15 protein-coding genes are annotated in these 17,227 nt (G+C 69.9%); 4 read left to right on the forward strand and 11 right to left on the reverse strand.

All coding sequences use genetic code 11. From position 1 onward, the window contains the following. Together AC5RUW_RS07195 and AC5RUW_RS07200 are read left to right on the forward strand one after the other, a co-directional pair. Positions 1-780, forward strand: a complete 780-nt coding sequence (locus AC5RUW_RS07195) for a hypothetical protein (protein ID WP_494160045.1) — start codon at positions 1-3, stop codon at positions 778-780. Positions 781-857: 77 nt separating this feature from the next. Further along, the gene (locus AC5RUW_RS07200; RefSeq protein ID WP_494160046.1) at positions 858-1,667 is read left to right on the forward strand and encodes an SDR family oxidoreductase; all 810 of its coding nucleotides are present in this window, start codon (positions 858-860) and stop codon (positions 1,665-1,667) included. A gap of 23 nt (positions 1,668-1,690) precedes the next feature. On the opposite strand, the gene uvrA is transcribed toward AC5RUW_RS07200, so the two are convergent. From uvrA to AC5RUW_RS07235, 7 genes are all read right to left on the reverse strand, one after another. Further along, positions 1,691-4,195: an excinuclease ABC subunit UvrA gene (gene uvrA, locus AC5RUW_RS07205; protein ID WP_494160210.1), complete on the reverse strand. Its 2,505-nt coding sequence runs from the start codon at positions 4,193-4,195 to the stop codon at positions 1,691-1,693. A gap of 176 nt (positions 4,196-4,371) precedes the next feature. After that, positions 4,372-5,349, reverse strand: a complete 978-nt coding sequence (locus tag AC5RUW_RS07210) for an aldo/keto reductase (protein WP_494160047.1) — start codon at positions 5,347-5,349, stop codon at positions 4,372-4,374. Positions 5,350-5,373: 24 nt separating this feature from the next. Beyond that, on the reverse strand, positions 5,374-5,748 hold the full coding sequence (locus tag AC5RUW_RS07215) for a hypothetical protein (protein WP_494160048.1): 375 nt from the start codon (positions 5,746-5,748) through the stop codon (positions 5,374-5,376). Positions 5,749-5,822: 74 nt separating this feature from the next. After that, positions 5,823-6,668, reverse strand: a complete 846-nt coding sequence (locus AC5RUW_RS07220; RefSeq protein ID WP_494160049.1) for an SDR family oxidoreductase — start codon at positions 6,666-6,668, stop codon at positions 5,823-5,825. Between the two features lie 45 nt (positions 6,669-6,713). After that, positions 6,714-8,687 (reverse strand): 1-deoxy-D-xylulose-5-phosphate synthase, encoded by a 1,974-nt coding sequence (dxs, locus tag AC5RUW_RS07225; RefSeq protein ID WP_494160050.1) that lies wholly within the window; start codon positions 8,685-8,687, stop codon positions 6,714-6,716. A gap of 180 nt (positions 8,688-8,867) precedes the next feature. Next, complete coding sequence (locus tag AC5RUW_RS07230) at positions 8,868-11,696, reverse strand: aconitate hydratase (protein ID WP_494160051.1); 2,829 nt, start codon at positions 11,694-11,696, stop codon at positions 8,868-8,870. 293 nt (positions 11,697-11,989) lie between these two features. Next, positions 11,990-13,318: a class I SAM-dependent RNA methyltransferase gene (locus AC5RUW_RS07235; protein WP_494160052.1), complete on the reverse strand. Its 1,329-nt coding sequence runs from the start codon at positions 13,316-13,318 to the stop codon at positions 11,990-11,992. 181 nt (positions 13,319-13,499) lie between these two features. Here AC5RUW_RS07235 and AC5RUW_RS07240 point away from each other — a divergent pair, with 181 nt between their 5' ends. Both AC5RUW_RS07240 and AC5RUW_RS07245 read left to right on the forward strand, forming a co-directional pair. Continuing rightward, positions 13,500-14,174 carry a potassium channel family protein gene (locus tag AC5RUW_RS07240; RefSeq protein ID WP_494160053.1) on the forward strand — a complete coding sequence of 225 codons (675 nt, stop codon included), beginning with the start codon at positions 13,500-13,502 and terminating at the stop codon, positions 14,172-14,174. Continuing rightward, positions 14,175-14,861, forward strand: coding sequence for a potassium channel family protein (locus AC5RUW_RS07245; RefSeq protein ID WP_494160054.1), 687 nt, complete (start codon positions 14,175-14,177; stop codon positions 14,859-14,861). Here AC5RUW_RS07245 and AC5RUW_RS07250 read toward each other — a convergent pair. From AC5RUW_RS07250 to dut, 4 genes are read right to left on the reverse strand one after another with little or no spacing between them, the layout of a single operon-like run. Then, positions 14,858-15,607 carry a DUF3159 domain-containing protein gene (locus AC5RUW_RS07250; protein ID WP_494160055.1) on the reverse strand — a complete coding sequence of 250 codons (750 nt, stop codon included), beginning with the start codon at positions 15,605-15,607 and terminating at the stop codon, positions 14,858-14,860. The genes AC5RUW_RS07245 and AC5RUW_RS07250 overlap by 4 nt on opposite strands. Then, complete coding sequence (locus AC5RUW_RS07255) at positions 15,604-15,945, reverse strand: single stranded DNA-binding domain-containing protein (protein ID WP_494160056.1); 342 nt, start codon at positions 15,943-15,945, stop codon at positions 15,604-15,606. Before AC5RUW_RS07255 ends, AC5RUW_RS07250 begins: the two co-directional genes overlap by 4 nt. Beyond that, on the reverse strand, positions 15,938-16,633 hold the full coding sequence (locus AC5RUW_RS07260; RefSeq protein ID WP_494160057.1) for a DUF3710 domain-containing protein: 696 nt from the start codon (positions 16,631-16,633) through the stop codon (positions 15,938-15,940). The genes AC5RUW_RS07255 and AC5RUW_RS07260 overlap by 8 nt, the downstream gene beginning before the upstream one ends. 42 nt (positions 16,634-16,675) lie before the next feature. Beyond that, the gene (gene dut, locus AC5RUW_RS07265; protein WP_494160058.1) at positions 16,676-17,152 is read right to left on the reverse strand and encodes a dUTP diphosphatase; all 477 of its coding nucleotides are present in this window, start codon (positions 17,150-17,152) and stop codon (positions 16,676-16,678) included. Positions 17,153-17,227 lie beyond the last annotated feature (75 nt).

Consider the following 17,227-nt stretch of genomic DNA (forward strand, 5'->3'; position numbering starts at 1 on the left):
ATGACTGGCACTACCCATTCCTCACCGCTTCAGCGCTTCCTGCGCTACACCGGCCTCTTCCTGGCCTTCATCCTGGCCGGCGCCGCCGCGCTGTTCGCGGCCACCTTCTCCCTCGTCGGCGGCGCCTACGGGCTGGAAATCCTTGCCCTGGTCGTCGCAGGGCTGGTGGGTGGCGGCCTCGTGCGCAGCCTGGTCCCCGAGGCGCGGGTCACGGTCGTTTTCATTCTCGTCGTCGTGGCTGAATGTCTCCTGCTGTCCCAGCTCAGCGATCCCTGGTCCAGGCTGTGGGTCGTCCTCATTCCCGCCAACGCCCTCGGCCTCATGGCCGGCAACACCATCCGGCTCGGCCTGAACGTGAGCCGGGCGGCGCCGCCACGGGACGTCTGGACATTGAACGGACGCGAGTACGCCCGCACGGACGATGCCCGCGCCGCGGCGCTGACTGCACTTGCCTCCTGGGACAGCGCCGTCTCCGGCCCCCTCCGGATGCAGCGGCTCGACAGCCTCCTCGAGGCGATGGGAAGCGCCCGGACCGGATTCGTGGTCCACTGCACGCCCACGGTCCGTGACGACGCCGATTGGCGCGTCCTCGGCACGATTACCGGACCCGGCGAAACGGAAATCAGGATTCCCAGCGGCCCTGCTTTTGTCCCGAGCGGAGCCGTGGTCGATCTGGATACCGCTCAGCAGGCGCTGCGGGGCTTCTTCCACTACCGCGGCCCCGATCCCGAGCTGGCCTGGACTGCCGGCCCGGAGGTGCTCGACCTGAGGTTCGGTTAGACCGGCTCTGGTCCGGCGCTGACCGCCGTGTCGGCGGGCATCCCTGCAGGCCGCATCCGCCGCAGTAGCATGGGCGGATGACTTCTCCTCCCCTGGCTGGACGTACCGCCGTCGTCACCGGCGTCAGCCGCCGCGCCGGCATCGGTTGTGCCGTTGCCGCCCGTCTGGCGGAGATGGGCGCCAGCCTGTACCTGCAGCATTACGCGCCACATGACGCCGAGCAGCCGTGGGGCGGGGACGACGTCGACGCCGTCATGGACGGGCTGCGCGACCGCCTGCAGCCCGGAGCCCGGCTGGCGCACGGCGAGCACGATTTCGCCGATCCCCACGCCCCCGCAGCCATGCTCGACGCCGCGGCCTCCACGCTGGGCCATGTGGACATCCTGGTCTGCAACCACGCGCGCAGCGGCGGGGACGGTCCCCTTCAGTCCCTGGACGCAGAGATGCTCGATACGCACTGGGCCGTCAACGCCAGGTCCGTCCTCCTGGCCACGGCCCGCTTCGCCGACCAGCATGACGGACGCCCGGGCGGCCGGGTGATCTGGTTCACCAGCGGGCAGCTCCTGGGACCGATGCCCGGTGAAATCGCGTACGCCGCTTCGAAGGCTGCCCTGGCCGGGGTCACCGCCTCGGTGGCTGCCGACCTCGCTGACCGCGGCATCCTGCTCAACACCGTCAATCCCGGTCCGGTCAACACCGGTTACCTGGACGCCCAAACCGCGGACCGCCCGCTGGAGGTCCTTGAGGATGTCCGTGCCGCGTTCCCCGCGGGCAGGATGGGTGCGCCCGATGACCCGGCGCGCCTGATTGCCTGGCTGGTCTCGGACGAGGGCCGGTGGGTGGTGGGCCAGACGATCAGCAGCGAAGGCGGGTTCCGCCGCGGCTGAGACCGCGCCGGGGCCGCCGGTCCTCAGGCCAGGCGTTCCAGCGCGGCGGTCAGGTACGGTGCTGTGCGGCTTGCTTTGCACACGGCGACATCCCCGGCGGTGCCGGCGCAGATGATCCGGCCACCCTCGTCGCCGCCGGCCGGGCCCATGTCGATCACCCAGTCGGCCGCCGCCACCACGTCCATCGCATGTTCGACGACGACGACGGTGTTGCCGGCATCCACCAGCCGGTTCAGCTGGGCCAGCAGCAGCTGCACGTCCTGCGGGTGCAGGCCGGTGGTCGGTTCATCCAGCAGGTACAGGGTATGGCCGCGCCGGGCCCGCTGCAGTTCCGTGGCCAGCTTGATCCGCTGCGCCTCACCGCCGGAGAGCTCCGTCGCCGGCTGTCCCAGCCGAAGGTAGCCGAGGCCGACGTCGAGCAGCGCGCCCAGGCTGCGCGCCGCGGCCGGCACATCGGCCAGGAACTCCGCGGCGGTTTCGACCCGCATGCCCAGCACATCCGCGATGGTCCTGTCCCGGTAGGTGACCTGCAGGGTCTCCTCGTTGTAGCGGGCACCGTGGCACACCGGGCAGGGCCCGTACGTGCCGGGCAGGAACAGCAGCTCGACGGCGAGGAACCCCTCCCCCTGGCACGTTTCGCATCGCCCGCCGGCCACGTTAAAGGAGAACCGGCCGGCAGTGTAGCCGCGTGCCTTGGCCTCATCGGTACCGGCATAGAGCTTCCGCACGGCGTCGAACAGTCCCGTGTACGTCGCCAGGTTGGAGCGCGGAGTGCGGCCGATGGGCCGCTGGTCCACCCGCACCAGGCGGTCCAGATGCTCGAGGCCGGAAATGCTGCGGACCCTTGCCGCCGTTTCCCGGGCCGTTTCCACGCCGGATGCGGAGCCGACGTCGCCCTCGCCGTCCTCATGGTCCTCGGCGGCGGGCGGGGCGCCGTTCACCTCGGTGCCCACGGTCTCGGCCAGGACCTGGCTGACCAGGGTGGACTTGCCGGAGCCGGACACCCCGGTGACCGCGGTCATCACGCCGAGCGGGATCTCCGCGTCCAGGTCCCGGAGGTTGTGCCGGGTGATGCCCTTCAGGGACAGCCACTGCTCGGGCCTCCGGCGCGGCGGCGCCGGCCGATCGGCCTCTCCGAACAGGAACGGGCGGGTGGCGCTGTCCTTCACATCGGCCAGCCCGGCCACGGGGCCGCTGTACAGCACGGTGCCGCCGCCGTCGCCGGCCTGCGGACCGACGTCGACGACCCACTCCGCGTTGCGGACCACATCCATGTTGTGCTCGACGACGAAGACCGAGTTGCCGGCGTCGCGCAGCTCCTGCAGCACCTCCAGCAGCGGTTCGGCGTCTGCCGGGTGCAGACCGGCCGAAGGCTCGTCCAGCACGTAGACAACCCCGAACAGGCCTGAGCGGAGCTGAGTGGCGATCCGCAGCCGCTGCACTTCCCCCGGTGACAGGGTGGGGGTGGCACGGGCGAGGCTGAGATATCCCAGGCCCAGGCTGATCAGCACGTCGAGCCGGGCGAGCAGGTCGCGCGTGATGGTGACCGCCACCTCGGTGTCCTCATTGGAGGCCGCGGAACGGGACGCGGTGCCGGCGGACTGCAGTTCCGCCGTGGGGCGGATGATGTCCGCCAGCTCAGCCAGCGTGGCACTGTTCAGTTCGGCGATGTTCCGTCCGGCGAAGGTGACGGCCAGAGCTTCCGGACGCAGGCCCGCTCCCCCGCACACAGGGCACGGTCCGGACACCATGTACTCCAGCACCCGTTCACGCATCTTCGCGCTGGCGGAGTCGGCGAGGGTGTGCAGCACGTAGCTGCGGGCGCTCCAGAAGCGGCCTTTGTACGGTTTGGCCACCCGGTCACGCTGCGGGGTGATCGTCACCACCGGCTGCTCCTCGGTGAACAGGATCCAGTTCCGGTCCTTCTGCGGCAGCTTCCGCCAGGGCACATCGACGTCATAGCCCAGGTGGATCAGGATGTCGCGGAGGTTCTTGCCCTGCCACGCCCCCGGCCAGGCGGCGATCGCACCCTCGCGGATGGTGAGGTTCGGGTCCGGGACCAGCGAGTCCTCGGTCACGGTGTGCGCGACGCCGAGGCCAGAGCACTCCCGGCAGGCACCGGCGGCGGTATTCGGCGAGAACGCGTCGGAGTCCAGGCTGCCGGGCTCGAGGCCTGAGGGGTAGGTTCCGCCGCGGGAGAAGAGCATCCGCATCGAGTTGGACAGAGTGGTGAGGGTGCCGACCGTGGACCGCGAACTGGGCGTGCCGCGGCGCTGCTGGAGCGCGACGGCGGGCGGCAGCCCGCTGATCTGACCAACCTTTGGATTGTGTCCCTGGGAGAGCAGCCGTCGGGCGTAGGGAGCCACGGACTCGAAGTAGCGGCGCTGGGCTTCCGCATAGATGGTGCCGAACGCCAGGGACGACTTTCCGGAACCCGAGACCCCGGTGAAGGCGACGATTGCGTCCCGGGGGACGTCGACGTCGACGCCGCGCAGGTTGTTCTCCTCGGCGCCCCGGACGCGGACCATGCCGGCTTGCGTGGCTGCGGACACGGGGACCGGACCGGAGGACGGCCGCTGCTTGGATCGGATGGAAGTACTCACCCTTCGACCCTAGCCGCGGAGCCCGGCGGAATAATAATCAGCACCCTTAGGACGCCTGTCCCGCCGGGCGCCGGCCCGACGGGACAGGCGTCCCGGAAGCGCTAGAACAAAGCCACCTTCGGTGCCTGCGGGAAGATCCGGTCCAGCTCCTCGAGGTCCTTTTCATCCGGCACCCAGGACGCCGCTTCGGCGTTCTGCTTCACCTGTTCCGGCTTGGTTGCTCCGGCGATGACCGATGCCACGGACGGGCGGGACGTCAGCCAGGAGAAGGCGACCTCCACTTCGCTCAGCCCGCGGTCCCGGGCGAAGGCACCGAACTCGGCCAGCTGCTCCAGATCGGCCTTCTCCAGCAGGTTCTGCCGCGAGTGCGTCAGACGGCTGCCCTCCGGTGCCTGGCCGGAAGAGTACTTGCCGGTCAGCAGGCCGTTGGCGAGCGGGAAGTAGGGCAGCACACCGAGGCCGTAGGCCTCCGCCGCCGGTGTGACTTCCAGCTCGGCCCGGCGGTCCAGCAGGTTGTAGTGGTTCTGGGCGGAGATGAAGGGGGTGTATCCACCCATCCGGGCCGTGAACTCAGCCTCGGCGATCTGCCAGCCGGCGCGGTTGCTGTGCCCGATGTAGCGGACCTTTCCGGCGGTCACCAGGTCATTGAGGGCGGCAAGCGTCTCCTCGATCGGCGTCAGGTCATCCGGAGTGTGGAACTGGTAGAGGTCGATCCAGTCCGTGCCGAGGCGGCGGAGCGACGCCTCGGCGGCCCGCACGATGTACCGGCGGGATCCCCGTGCGCCGAAGTCGGGCCCGTTGGCACCGGCCATGTCCATGCCGAACTTGGTGGCGAGCACGACGTCCTGCCGCCGGGCGCCCAGCGCCTTGCCCAGCATCTCCTCGCTGAGGCCCGGGTGGGCGCCGTAGCTGTCGGCCACGTCGAAGAGCGTAATGCCGGCGTCGAGGGCGGCATTCACCACCGCATCGGTGCCTTCCTGGGTTCGGGTGGCGGTTCCGGTGCGTCCGAGATTGTTGCAGCCCAGGCCAACAGTGGAGACGGTCAGGCCGGAGCGGCCCAGTCGTGTGTAAGAGGTCATGGGCCCTACGCTACCAAGCCTGATTCAGGTCCCGGGAAGCAGGTTCAGGGCGCTGTTGAGGCTGGGCGGTTTGTCCGTCTCAAGGATGTATTGGATGGGTATGGGCCCGGTGGGCAGCACTCCCGGGTACACCTGCTCCTGGTGCCGCCGCTGCGGTTCCAGGCCCTGGCCCCGCGCGGCAGCGGAGAACGCCTGCACCGAGGCCGGGGTGCCGCCCGCCTGTTCGCACCAGATGATGTACATGCCGTAGAGGTCTGCGGCGGGGGTCGCGGCAGTGTCGTCGAGGCCACCCACGGTGCAGTCCGCGAGGAACCGGGCAATGTCCTCAGGGGTTTCACCGGCGTCCGGTGCCCCTTCCAATGCGGGGACATGGGCATAGGGATGCATCTCACTCACCATGCCCCCGACCCTAGTCCGGCGTACGGACGCCCGCCAGAGGTCAGGCCGGAACCGGGGCCCTGTTCACCAAAGGTTCACTGAAGCAGATAGCGTTCGAGCCGGATCGGCGGGGAACCGGTGAGCTGCTCCACGTCCTGGCTGACGGCGGACAGATGCCCGGCGGCGACGGCCGCGTAGGTGCTGGCCCAGGCCTCGGCCTGCCACGGCGAGGCCCCGGCTGCCTGCCGCGACTCGATGGCCTCCTGAAGGGTCTCGTTGTGATAGCTGACCCGGGACCCGGTCACCCGCGTCAGGATTGCGGCGATCTCGGAGAAGTTCAGCGCCTGCGGGCCGGTCAGCGTGTAGGTCCGGTCGCGGTGGTCCTCCGGCCGGGCAAGAATCCTCGCCGCTGCCCGGGCGACGTCGGCGCGGGCCACGGAGGCAAGCCTGCCCTCCCCGGCGGGTCCGCGGATCACGCCGTCGGGACCGGCGAAACCCGGCAGCACATCCTGATACAGGCAGCTGCGCAGGAAGGTGTGGGTGATCCGGTGACTGCGGATGTACTCCTCGGTATCCCAGTGATCCCGGGCCAGGGTGAACACTGCGTCAGGGGCGGCCGCCATGAACGAGGTGTAGACGATGTGCCGCACGCCCGCGTCCGCGGCTGCGTCCACAAAGGTCCGCTGCTCCTCCCACCGGCGCGGGTGTTCGTCCACGGACACCATGAACAGGACCTCGACGCCCTGCAGCGCCTTCTCCGCGGCGAGGCGGTCTGCGTATGTGACCGCGTAGACCGGGACGCCCGGCAGCGGGGGTAGCCGCGCCGGATGGCGGGCGAGCAGCCGGTGGGTGACGCCGGCCTCGGCCAGGAGCCGGGCGACGGCGCCGCCCAGCGCTCCGGTGGCGCCGGTGACAGCGAGTGCGGGAAGGTTCTGTGCCATGGTGTTTCCATCCTTCGCTCACTGCCCCCGGCCGGCGGCCGGCGGCTACTGGATCTTCGGTATCTGCCCGGTGGGCAGCTCCTGTCCCGGCAGCGGCCGGGCAAAGGGAACCTTGGTTCCGAGCACCTGCGCCGTGACGTCCTGCGCAACCTGGCGGGCGGTAAGGCCCACCCTTTCGAGCACCTCGGCGCGCGTGCCGTGGTCAAGGAACTCGACCGGCAGACCCACCTCGTTCAGCGCGGTGTCCACGCCCGCCGCGCGCATCTCCTGCCGGATGCGGGAGCCGACGCCGCCGGCCCGCACCCCGTCTTCGATGACAATCACGATCCGGTGTTCGGCGGCCATGCTGATGATGGAGCGCGGCACCGGAAGCACCCAGCGGGGGTCCGCCACGGTGGAGCTGATCCCCTGGGCGGCCAGCCGCTCCGACACCTCGAGCCCCATTTCGGCCATAGCTCCCACCGTGACGATGAGCACGTCGGCGCTGTCTCCGTCGGTCCTGCGCCGGCGAAGGACGTCCACACCGTCCGCGGTGCGTTCCTCGGCATTGATGTCCGCGCCCACGGTGCCCTTGGAGAAGCGCACGACGCTGGGCGCGTCGGAAATCTGCACGGCCTCGCGCAGCTCCTCCTTGAGCCGGGTGGCATCGCGGGGCGCGGCCAGATGCAGGCCGGGAACGATCTGCAGCATGGACATGTCCCACATGCCGTGGTGGCTCGCGCCGTCGGGCCCGGTCACGCCGGCACGGTCGAGCACCACGGTGACTCCGGCCTTGTGCAGGGCCACGTCCATCAGCAGCTGGTCGAAGGCGCGGTTCAGGAAGGTCGCATATACCGCCACCACCGGGTGCAGCCCGCCGTAGGCCATGCCCGCGGCGGAGGCGAGGGCATGCTGTTCGGCGATGCCGACGTCGAACACCCGCTCCGGGTACTTCTCGGCGAACCGGTGCAGGCCCACGGGAATCAGCATCGCGCCCGTGATGCCCACGATGTCGGGCCGCTCCCCGGCGATCTCGGCAATCTCGGTGGCGAAGACGGAGGTCCAGGACTCCTTGCCGCCCGGCGCCACGGGCGCCCCGGTCTCGGGGTCGATCACGCCGACGGCGTGGAACTGATCGGCGACGTCGGCCCGCGCCGGAGCGTAGCCGCGCCCCTTCTCAGTGATGGCATGGACGATCACCGGACCGCCGTAGTTGCGGGCCTTCTGCAGCGCCTGTTCGACGGCGGCCAGGTCATGGCCGTCCACGGGACCGACGTATTTTAGCCCCAGGTCCTCGAACAGGCCCTGCGGGGCCCACCAGTCCTTGATGCCTTTCTTGGCGGCGTGGAGGCTGTGGTAGGCCAGACGGCCGAGCGGGCCGCCGCTCTGCAGCCGGCCCTTCCAGTAGTTAAGGGTGCGCTCATACACGCGGTGCGTCCGCACCGAGTCGAGCGTGGGCCGCAGCGACGCCAGGTAGTCGGCGACGCCGCCGATGGTGGGGGCGTAGGACCGTCCGTTGTCGTTGACGACAATGACCACGCGGCGCCGCTGATCGGCGGCAATGTTGTTCAGGGCCTCCCAGGCCATGCCGCCGGTGAGCGCGCCGTCGCCCACCAGGACGACCGTGTAGCGCTCGGAGTCACCTGACAGCTGCCGGGCCCGGGAGATCCCGTCCGCCCAGGACAGCGAAGATGAGGCGTGCGAGCTTTCCACGATGTCGTGGACCGACTCGGCACGGGAGGGGTACCCGGACAGGCCCCCCTGCTGGCGCAGCGTGGCAAAGTCGCGGCGGCCGGTGACGATTTTGTGCACGTACGACTGATGCCCGGTGTCGAAGATGAAACTGTCACGCGGGGAGTCGAAGACACGGTGCATGCCGAGCGTGAGTTCCACCACGCCGAGGTTGGGGCCGAGGTGCCCGCCGGTCTGCGCAACGTTCCGGATGAGGAATGCGCGGATCTCTTCAGCCAGGTTCTCGAGCTGCCGCTGCGAAAGCCGGCTAAGGTCCCGGGGATCTTGGATGGTTTCCAGAAGTCCCAAAAGGGTTGCCTCCCTTGTTCGAAGGGCGGCGGTAAGCGCCGCCGCATCGGTTAACTTTAGCGCGTCGGCCCGGCCCCGGCACGCAGAAGGCCCCGGGCCCGGCCTCCGTCCGCGTGATGCGGATGGTGGCCGGGCCCGGGGCCTTCGCCCGCCCCAGGAGGCGGGACGCGCTTGGCGCTGCTACTTGGCGGAAATCTGCCGCAGCACGTACTGCAGGATGCCGCCGTTGCGGTAGTAGTCGGCTTCGCCCGGAGTGTCGATGCGGACAACCGCGTCGAACTCGATGGCCTCGCCGTTCTCGGGCTTGGCCGTGACCTTGACGGTCTTCGGGGTGGTGCCGTTGTTCAGCTCGGTGACGCCCTCGACGGAGAAGGTCTCGGTGCCGGTCAGGCCCAGGGTCTCGGCGTTCACGCCGGCCGGGTACTGCAGCGGCAGGACGCCCATGCCGATGAGGTTCGAGCGGTGGATCCGCTCGTAGCTCTCGGCGATGACGGCCTTGACGCCCAGCAGCGCGGTGCCCTTGGCGGCCCAGTCACGCGACGAGCCGGAACCGTACTCCTTGCCGGCCAGGACGACCAGCGGCGTGCCGGCGGCCTGGTAGTTCATCGCGGCGTCGTAGACCGTGTTCTGCGGTCCGTCGGCCTGCGTGAAGTCGCGGGTGAAGCCGCCCTCGACGCCGTCGAGGAGCTGGTTCTTGATGCGGATGTTCGCGAACGTACCGCGGATCATCACCTCGTGGTTGCCACGGCGGGAGCCGTACGAGTTGAAGTCCTTGCGCGCAACACCGTGCTCCAGCAGGTACTTGCCGGCGGGGGTGTCGGACTTGAAGGAGCCGGCCGGGGAGATGTGGTCGGTGGTGACCGAATCGCCCAGCTTCAGCAGCACGCGGGCGCCGTCGATGTCGGAAACCGGCTCGGGCTGCGCCTTCATGCCCTCGAAGTACGGGGGCTTCCGCACGTAGGTGGACTCGGGGTTCCACTCGAACGTCGCGCCTTCCGGCGTCGGCAGGGACTGCCACCGCTCGTCACCCTCGAAGATGGTGTTGTAGCTGTCGGTGAACATCTCCTTGTCGATGGACGAGTCGATGATCTGCTGAACCTCGTTCGGGTTCGGCCAGATGTCCTTGAGGAAGACCTCGTTGCCGTCGGCGTCCTGGCCCAGCGGATCGTTCTCGAAGTCGAAGTCCATCGTGCCGGCGAGGGCGTAGGCGACCACCAGCGGCGGGGAGGCCAGGTAGTTCATCTTCACATCGGGGTTGATGCGGCCCTCGAAGTTGCGGTTGCCCGAAAGCACCGCGGTCACGGCGAGGTCGGCCTCGTTGATCGCGTCGGAGATCTCCTGCTCCAGCGGGCCGGAGTTGCCGATGCAGGTGGCGCAGCCGTAGCCGACGATGAAGAAGCCGAGCTTCTCCAGGTACGGGATCAGGCCCGACTTCTCGTAGTAATCGGTGACCACCTTCGAGCCGGGGGCGACCGAGGTCTTGACCCACGGCTTCGAGGCGAGGCCCTTCTCGACCGCGTTGCGGGCCAGCACCGCGGCGGCCATCATCACGGACGGGTTGGACGTGTTCGTGCAGGAGGTGATCGACGCGATCGTGACGGCGCCGTGGTCCAGCTCGAAGCTGCGGCCGTCGGCCATCGTGACCGGCACCTGGTGGGAGGCGCGGCCGTCGACGGTGTGGGCGTGGTCCTCGCGCGGCCGGTCCTTCTCGGACTGCTCGTCCGTGGCGTCGAACGCCGGGGCGTCGGAGGCCGGGAAGGACTGGGCGGAGGCGTCGTCGGCGGTGTCGCCCGCGGTGACGTCTTCATCCACGTGGGTGACGTAGTTCTTCAGGTCGTCACGGAACTGCGCCTTGGCGTTCGTCAGTTCCACACGGTCCTGCGGCCGCTTCGGGCCGGCGATGGAAGGCACCACGGTGGACAGGTCCAGCTCAAGGTACTCGGAGTACTTGACCTCGTTGGACGGGTCGTGCCACAGGCCCTGTTCCTTGGCGTAGGCCTCGACCAGGGCGACGTTCTCCTCGGAGCGGCCGGTCAGGCGCAGGTAGTCCAGGGTCACGTCGTCGATCGGGAAGATCGCGGCGGTGGAACCGAACTCGGGGCTCATGTTGCCGATGGTGGCGCGGTTGGCCAGCGGCACGGAGGCAACGCCTTCGCCGTAGAACTCGACGAACTTGCCGACGACACCGTGCTTGCGCAGCATTTCGGTGATGGTGAGCACGACGTCGGTGGCGGTGGCGCCGGCGGGGATCTCGCCGGTCAGCTTGAAGCCGACGACGCGCGGAATCAGCATGGAGACGGGCTGGCCGAGCATGGCCGCCTCGGCCTCGATGCCGCCGACGCCCCAGCCGAGCACGCCCAGGCCGTTGACCATGGTGGTGTGCGAGTCGGTGCCGACGCAGGTGTCGGGGTAGGCGCGCAGCACGCCGTCAACCTCGCGGGTCATGACCGTGCGGGCCAGGTACTCGATGTTGACCTGGTGGACGATGCCCATGCCCGGGGGAACGACCTTGAAGTCGTCGAACGCGGTCTGGCCCCAGCGCAGGAACTGGTACCGCTCGCCGTTGCGCTGGTACTCGATCTCCATGTTGCGCTCGAGGGCGCCGGAGTTGCCGAAGGCGTCGATCTGCACGGAGTGGTCGATGACCATTTCCGCCGGAGCGAGCGGGTTGACCCGCTTGGGGTCGCCGCCGAGGTCGGCAACGGCTTCACGCATGGTCGCCAGGTCCACGATGCAGGGAACGCCGGTGAAGTCCTGCATGATCACGCGGGCCGGGGTGAACTGGATTTCGGTGCTGGGCTCTGCGTCTGCGTCCCACTGCGCCAGGGCGCGGACGTGGTCGGCCGTGATGTTGGCACCGTCTTCGGTGCGCAGCAGGTTCTCCAGCAGTACCTTGAGGCTGAACGGAAGGCTCTGGGCGCCTTCGACCGAATTCAGCCGGAAAATTTCGTACTCGGATCCACCGACGTTTAGAACGCCTTTGGAACCGAAGCTGTCCACATTAGTCATAACAGGACTCCTCTCGCCACCGTCTTATCTTTGTCCAGCGCTCCACCACCCGCCAGTTAGGTTTTCCTAACCGGCTCCCTTATGGGCGGCAGGCAAAACGGTGGTCTGTTTTCACTGCCGGGGCACCTGCCTGCGCGCCGGCGGGAGCCGATTTCACAGTCCGGCAGCCGTGCCGGGCCATATTATGCAGCAGGCTTTCCCCAGGCGGAACGGGACAACTGGTCCCCATCCTATCGGTTTCGGTGCCGGTTGGGGCTGAATACCGGCCGCTCCGCGAGTTGAGCTGTGGCTGCTCAGTCCCGCGTCAGGACGGCAAAGGACTCCATGTGATGGGTGTGGGGGTAGAGATCGAAGACCCGCAGCGCGCGCAGTCCCCACCCTGAACGGCGCAGGTACCCCAGGTCCCGGGCGAACGACGCCGGGTCGCAGGACACGTAGCCGACGGCGCGCGGGGCGGCCGCGTCGATCTGCGCGATGACCTGCTTTCCCGCGCCGGCCCGGGGCGGGTCCAGCAGCACCAGGTCCAGGGCCCGGCGGTCGCGGCCCAGCACCCGGTCCACCCGGCCCTGGACGATGTCGACCTGGGGTTGGTCGAACAGGTTCTTCCGCGCGTCGCGGCTGGTGCCGGGTGAGCCCTCGACGGAAAGCACCGAGCCGCCGGGCCCGACGGCGGCGGCCAGCGGGCCGGTGAACAGCCCGGCCCCGGCGTACAGATCCGCGGCGCGCTCCCCCGGCTCCGGCTGCAGGCCCTCGAGCACGGCGCCGACCAGGGTCTGCGGGGCGGTGCGGTGGATCTGCCAGAAGCCCGCGCCGGTGACCCGGTAACGGTGTCCTGCGGCTTCCTCACGCACCCAGGTCCGGCCGCGCAGGCGGGTCAGCCGGTGGGTTTCCGGTTCCCAGGCGGCCACCGAGCAGGTCCCCGGCAGCTCGGCGGCGATCCGGGACAGGCGTGCGGCGCGGGTTCCGGGGGCCGGGATCAGCAGGACCAGCGGATCGTCGCCGGCCGCCGGAGCCGCCACCTCCACCCGTTCGACGCCGGTGAAGTCCGTCTTCCACAGGTTCAGCGCATTGAGCGCCGGCACGGCCAGGGGCATTGCCTCCACCGGAACCAGGGCCTCGGAACGGTGGGGGTGCATGGCCAGCTGCCCCTCGGGCGTCACGGAGAAGGAGGCCCTCGTCCGCCATCCCAGCCCGTCCGGTGCCTCCGCCAGGGCGGGCTCCACCTCGACGGCGCGGTCCAGGCCGGCCAGCCGGGCCAGCTGCTCCTCGAAGATGCGGGCCTTGAGCCGGCGCTGTTCGGCCAGGTCGATGTGCCCGAACTCGGCGCCTCCCACCGGGAGCCGGCTCTCGGCGGCGGCGCGCAGCGCATCGGCCTCGGCCCAGAAATGCTCCCTCCGGCCGTCGGCCGGCTCCAGCACCTCGACGGTGTCCGCGCGCCAGAATTTCGCGTCCGGGCCGCCATCGGTCAGACGCGCCCTGACCCGTTCGCCGGGCAGGGCATGGCGGACGAAGACCACGCGCCCTTCGTGCCGCGCCACGAAGTGGCCGCCGTGCGCCGGGGCCTCGACGGTGAGCTCGAGGGTGCCCTGCTTGTCTGTGTTCACGTTTGTTGTGCCGTTCATGGTGCCGGTGCTTCTTCCTTGCTCGATGACTCCATCTCACCACGGCGGCGCCGCGGAGGCGGAATGGCTCCGCCCTCAACTAAGCTTTCGATACGTATCAGCCCGGCGCGGCATGCCGCAGCCGCCGGGCAGCGCAGCGGCCGCCCGCGCAGGCGGCCGGGAAAACCGAGGTGGAACGGGCGTGGCCCACTACGTGATCATGGGGTGCGGCAGGGTCGGGATGACGCTGGCCCACACCCTGGACAATGCCGGCCATTCGGTGGCGGTGATCGACCAGGACGAGAGTGCCTTCCGGCGGCTGCGCCACACCTTCTCCGGGCGGCGCGTGACCGGCGTCGGCTTCGACCGGGACACCCTGCAGGAAGCCGGCATCGACCAGGCCTACGCCTTCGCCGCGGTCTCCAGCGGCGACAACTCCAACATCCTGGCCACCCGGGTGGCCCGCGAAACCTTCCACGTTCCGCACGTGGTGGCCCGGATCTATGATCCCGGCCGGGCCGAGATCTATCAGCGCCTCGGCATCCCCACCGTCGCGGCCGTGCGCTGGAGCGCCGACCAGGTGCTGCGCCGGATCCTGCCCGAGCAGAGCATCAACGGAGACTTCCGGGAATCCTCCGGACGCCTGATCCTGGGCGAACTGACGCTGGCCGAAGACTGGCTGGGCCGGCCGCTCAGCCTGATCGAGGCGACCGCCGGTGTCCGGATCGCGTACCTCACCCGGTTCGGGGAAGGCATCCTGCCCGGCGCCGGAACGCGGTACCAGCAGGGAGACACGGTGCACGCCATGATGGCCGTGGAGCGCACTGCGGAGATCTCCCGCATATTGGCCAAGGGACCGGACGGAGGCAACGGGTAGATGCGGGTAGTGATTGCCGGAGCAGGCAGCGTCGGTTCCTCCATCGCGCGGGAGCTGCTCTCCCACGGCCACGATGTGCTGCTGATCGACCGGAAACCCGAGGCGGTGGGACGCAGCGAAGTGGTCGGCGCCCGTTGGTTGATCGGCGATGCGTGCGAGTTCAGCACCCTGCAGGACGCCCGCCTGGAGGACGCCGACGTCGTCGTCGCCGCAACCGGCGACGACAAGGCGAACCTGGTGCTCTCCCTGCTCGCCAAGAGCGAGTTCGGCGTGGCCCGCACGGTGGGCCGGGTGAACAACCCGAAGAACGACTGGATGTTCGACGACTCCTGGGGTGTCGACGTCGCCGTCAGCACCCCCCGCCTGATGACCGCCCTGGTCGAGGAGGCGGTCGAGGTCGGCGACCTGGTGCGGCTGCTGACGCTGCAGACCGGGGTCTCATCCATGGTGGAGTTCACCGTTCCGGACGGTTCGGTGCTCACCGGGCGCACGCTTGGCGAGGTGTCCTGGCCGGCGGACTCGACCGTCGTCGCCATCCTGCGCGACGACGTTCCGATCACGCCCAGCCCCGACGACGTGATCGAGCCCGGCGACGAGCTGTTCTTCGTGACGACCATCGCCGCCGAGGACGAGCTGCGGGCGGTGCTGGGCGGGCGCACCGGCGCGGGAGACGAAGGAGCGGCCTAGCGCCCGGCGCCGTCGTTGCCGGGTGCTTCGGCGGCGCCGCCCGGAGCGGCCGGCACCGGTGGGCGGGAGACCATCCACGCCAGCCACAGGCCCAGTGCGTACAGGGGCACGCCCATCGCCAGCCGCAGGGTGCCCAGCGCGGCCACGTTGTCGGCCAGGTAGAGCGGCAGCTGGACGGCCAGGCGCAGCGCGAAGACGGAGGCGATGATCCAGGTGGCCAGCTGGTAGGAGCGCACCCTGGCCCGGCTGGCACGCCACTCGATGCCCTCGCCGCGGATGAACCCGAACAGCAGTCCGGCCACCGGCCAGCGGACCGCGATCGAGACGATGAAGGCCAGGACGTAGGCGCCGTTGGTGTAGAAGCCCGGGAGGAAGTATGTGGTCCCGCTGCCGCTGCGAAGGGCGAAGACGGCGCAGATGAGCACGCCGATCAGGCCGGTGAGGGACTGCATCAGGGGCCGGCGGGCGATGAGCGAGGCGACCGAGAACCCGGCGGCGGAGACGACGGCGACGGTCAGGGCCGCCCCCAGGCCTGCACCGGCGGTGAACAGGACGGTGAACAGCAGCCCGGGCACCACGGCCTCGACGAGGCCGCGGACGCCGCCCACGGAAGCCAGGACGTCGATCTGCCCGTCACCGCGGCGCTCCACCCCGGCCCGCTCGGCGTACTGCCGGGCGAGGTCGGCCGCGGACGGGGCGGGCGGTTCGCCGGCCGGACCTGCTGTGCTGCCTGGTTCCTTGCTCATGCTGTGCCCTCCGGGCGTCCGAGGATCTCGTATCGGGGGTTGTAGATCGTGGGCAGGCCCTTCGCGGTGCTGACCATGCCTTCGAAGGCCAGCAGCGTGCCGGCCTCGATACCGCTGATCCGGCGCTGTCCGATCCATACCAGCCGGACGCGGCGGCGCGGACCGCGGGACCCGGGATCGGCGGCCGTGTCCTCCACATAGGCGGTGAACCGCGGCGGCTCCGACGCCGGCACCAGGGTCAGGGCCTGGACGTAGCCGCTGCACCGGACGCGTCCTCGCGAAGGCAGCTGCGCCACCGGGCAGGAGCGGAGGCCCGGTCCGACCGGGCGCTCAGCCAATGGTGGTGATCTCCGGGCCGCGGGTGGGCGGGACCGGCGGCTCCTTGCGGCGCGGCAGCGGTGAGGCATCCCGGGGCAGCCGCAGCTGCAGCAGGTCCCGCGGCGGCAGCGGCTGCTCCCCGCGGACCACCACCACGTTGCGGAAGACGTCTTCGAGGGCGGCCGCCGCCTTCGGGTCAACCGCGGCGGGTCCGCCGAAGACCCCGCGCAGGAACCAGCGCGGTCCGTCCACGCCGACGAAGCGTGCGACCCGGAAACCGCGGGACCCGTCCTGGGCCTGAGCCGGAACCTTGGCCAGCAGCTGGGTGCCGAACGGGCCCTCCAGCTCATCTACGGTGCCGCCCTGCGATGCGACGGAGGCGCTGATCTGGCCGCGGATGTCGTCCCAGAGCTGCTCGGAGCGGGGTGCGGCGAAGGCCTGCAGCTGCAGGCTGGAGCCTTCGAAGTCCAGGGTCACGGCCACGACGCGCTGGCTGCGTTCCTCCACTTCCAGGCGCAGCTGCAGTCCCTGGGTGGCCGCGATCCGAAGGGCGCCGAGGTCGATGTAGCCCTCCTCACCGGGCTTGTCGGCTTCATCCCAGGGACCGGCGGCGTCGTCGGCGTGCTGTTCGGGTTCGTTGTCCGAGCGGACTTCGGCAGCCTCGTCGGGCTGCTGCTCTGCGTTCTTCTTCCGGCGCCCAAATGCCATGGCCGGTTCCTTTCCGTAGTGGGTGGGACCAGTGGTCCGGGGCTAGCGCGGACCGGCGCCGAAGCCTCCGGTGGAGCCGAACCCGCCGGCTCCGCGCGCCGTGCCGTCGAGTTCGTCCACGGTTTCGAACCGGACGGTCTCCACCCGCTGGATCAGCAGCTGGGCGATCCGGTCGCCGCGGCGGAAGCTGATCGGCTCCGTTCGGTCCGTATTCACCAGTGTGACCGAGATTTCGCCCCGGTACCCCGCATCGACGGTTCCCGGCGCGTTGAGGACGGTCACACCGTGCCTGGCGGCCAGCCCTGACCGGGGGTGCACCAGGGCAACGTAGCCGAACGGCAGGGCGATGCTGACCCCTGTCGGGACCAGACGGCGTTCCCCGGGCCCGAGCGTGAAGTCCTCGCGGGTGCACAGGTCCGCGCCCGCGTCGCCCGGGTGGGCGTACGCGGGGACGGCGAGGCCGTCGTCGAGCATCTTCAGCTTCACCGTCATGGTGGCGCCGGATTCCGTAGCCGTCATTTTGTGCCTGTTCCTGCCTTGTCGTACCGAGCGTGGCCGCGGCACGCGGCCGCAGCACCCTACTTTAGCCGTTCC

Source organism: Arthrobacter sp. Y3222053 (assembly GCF_059092805.1).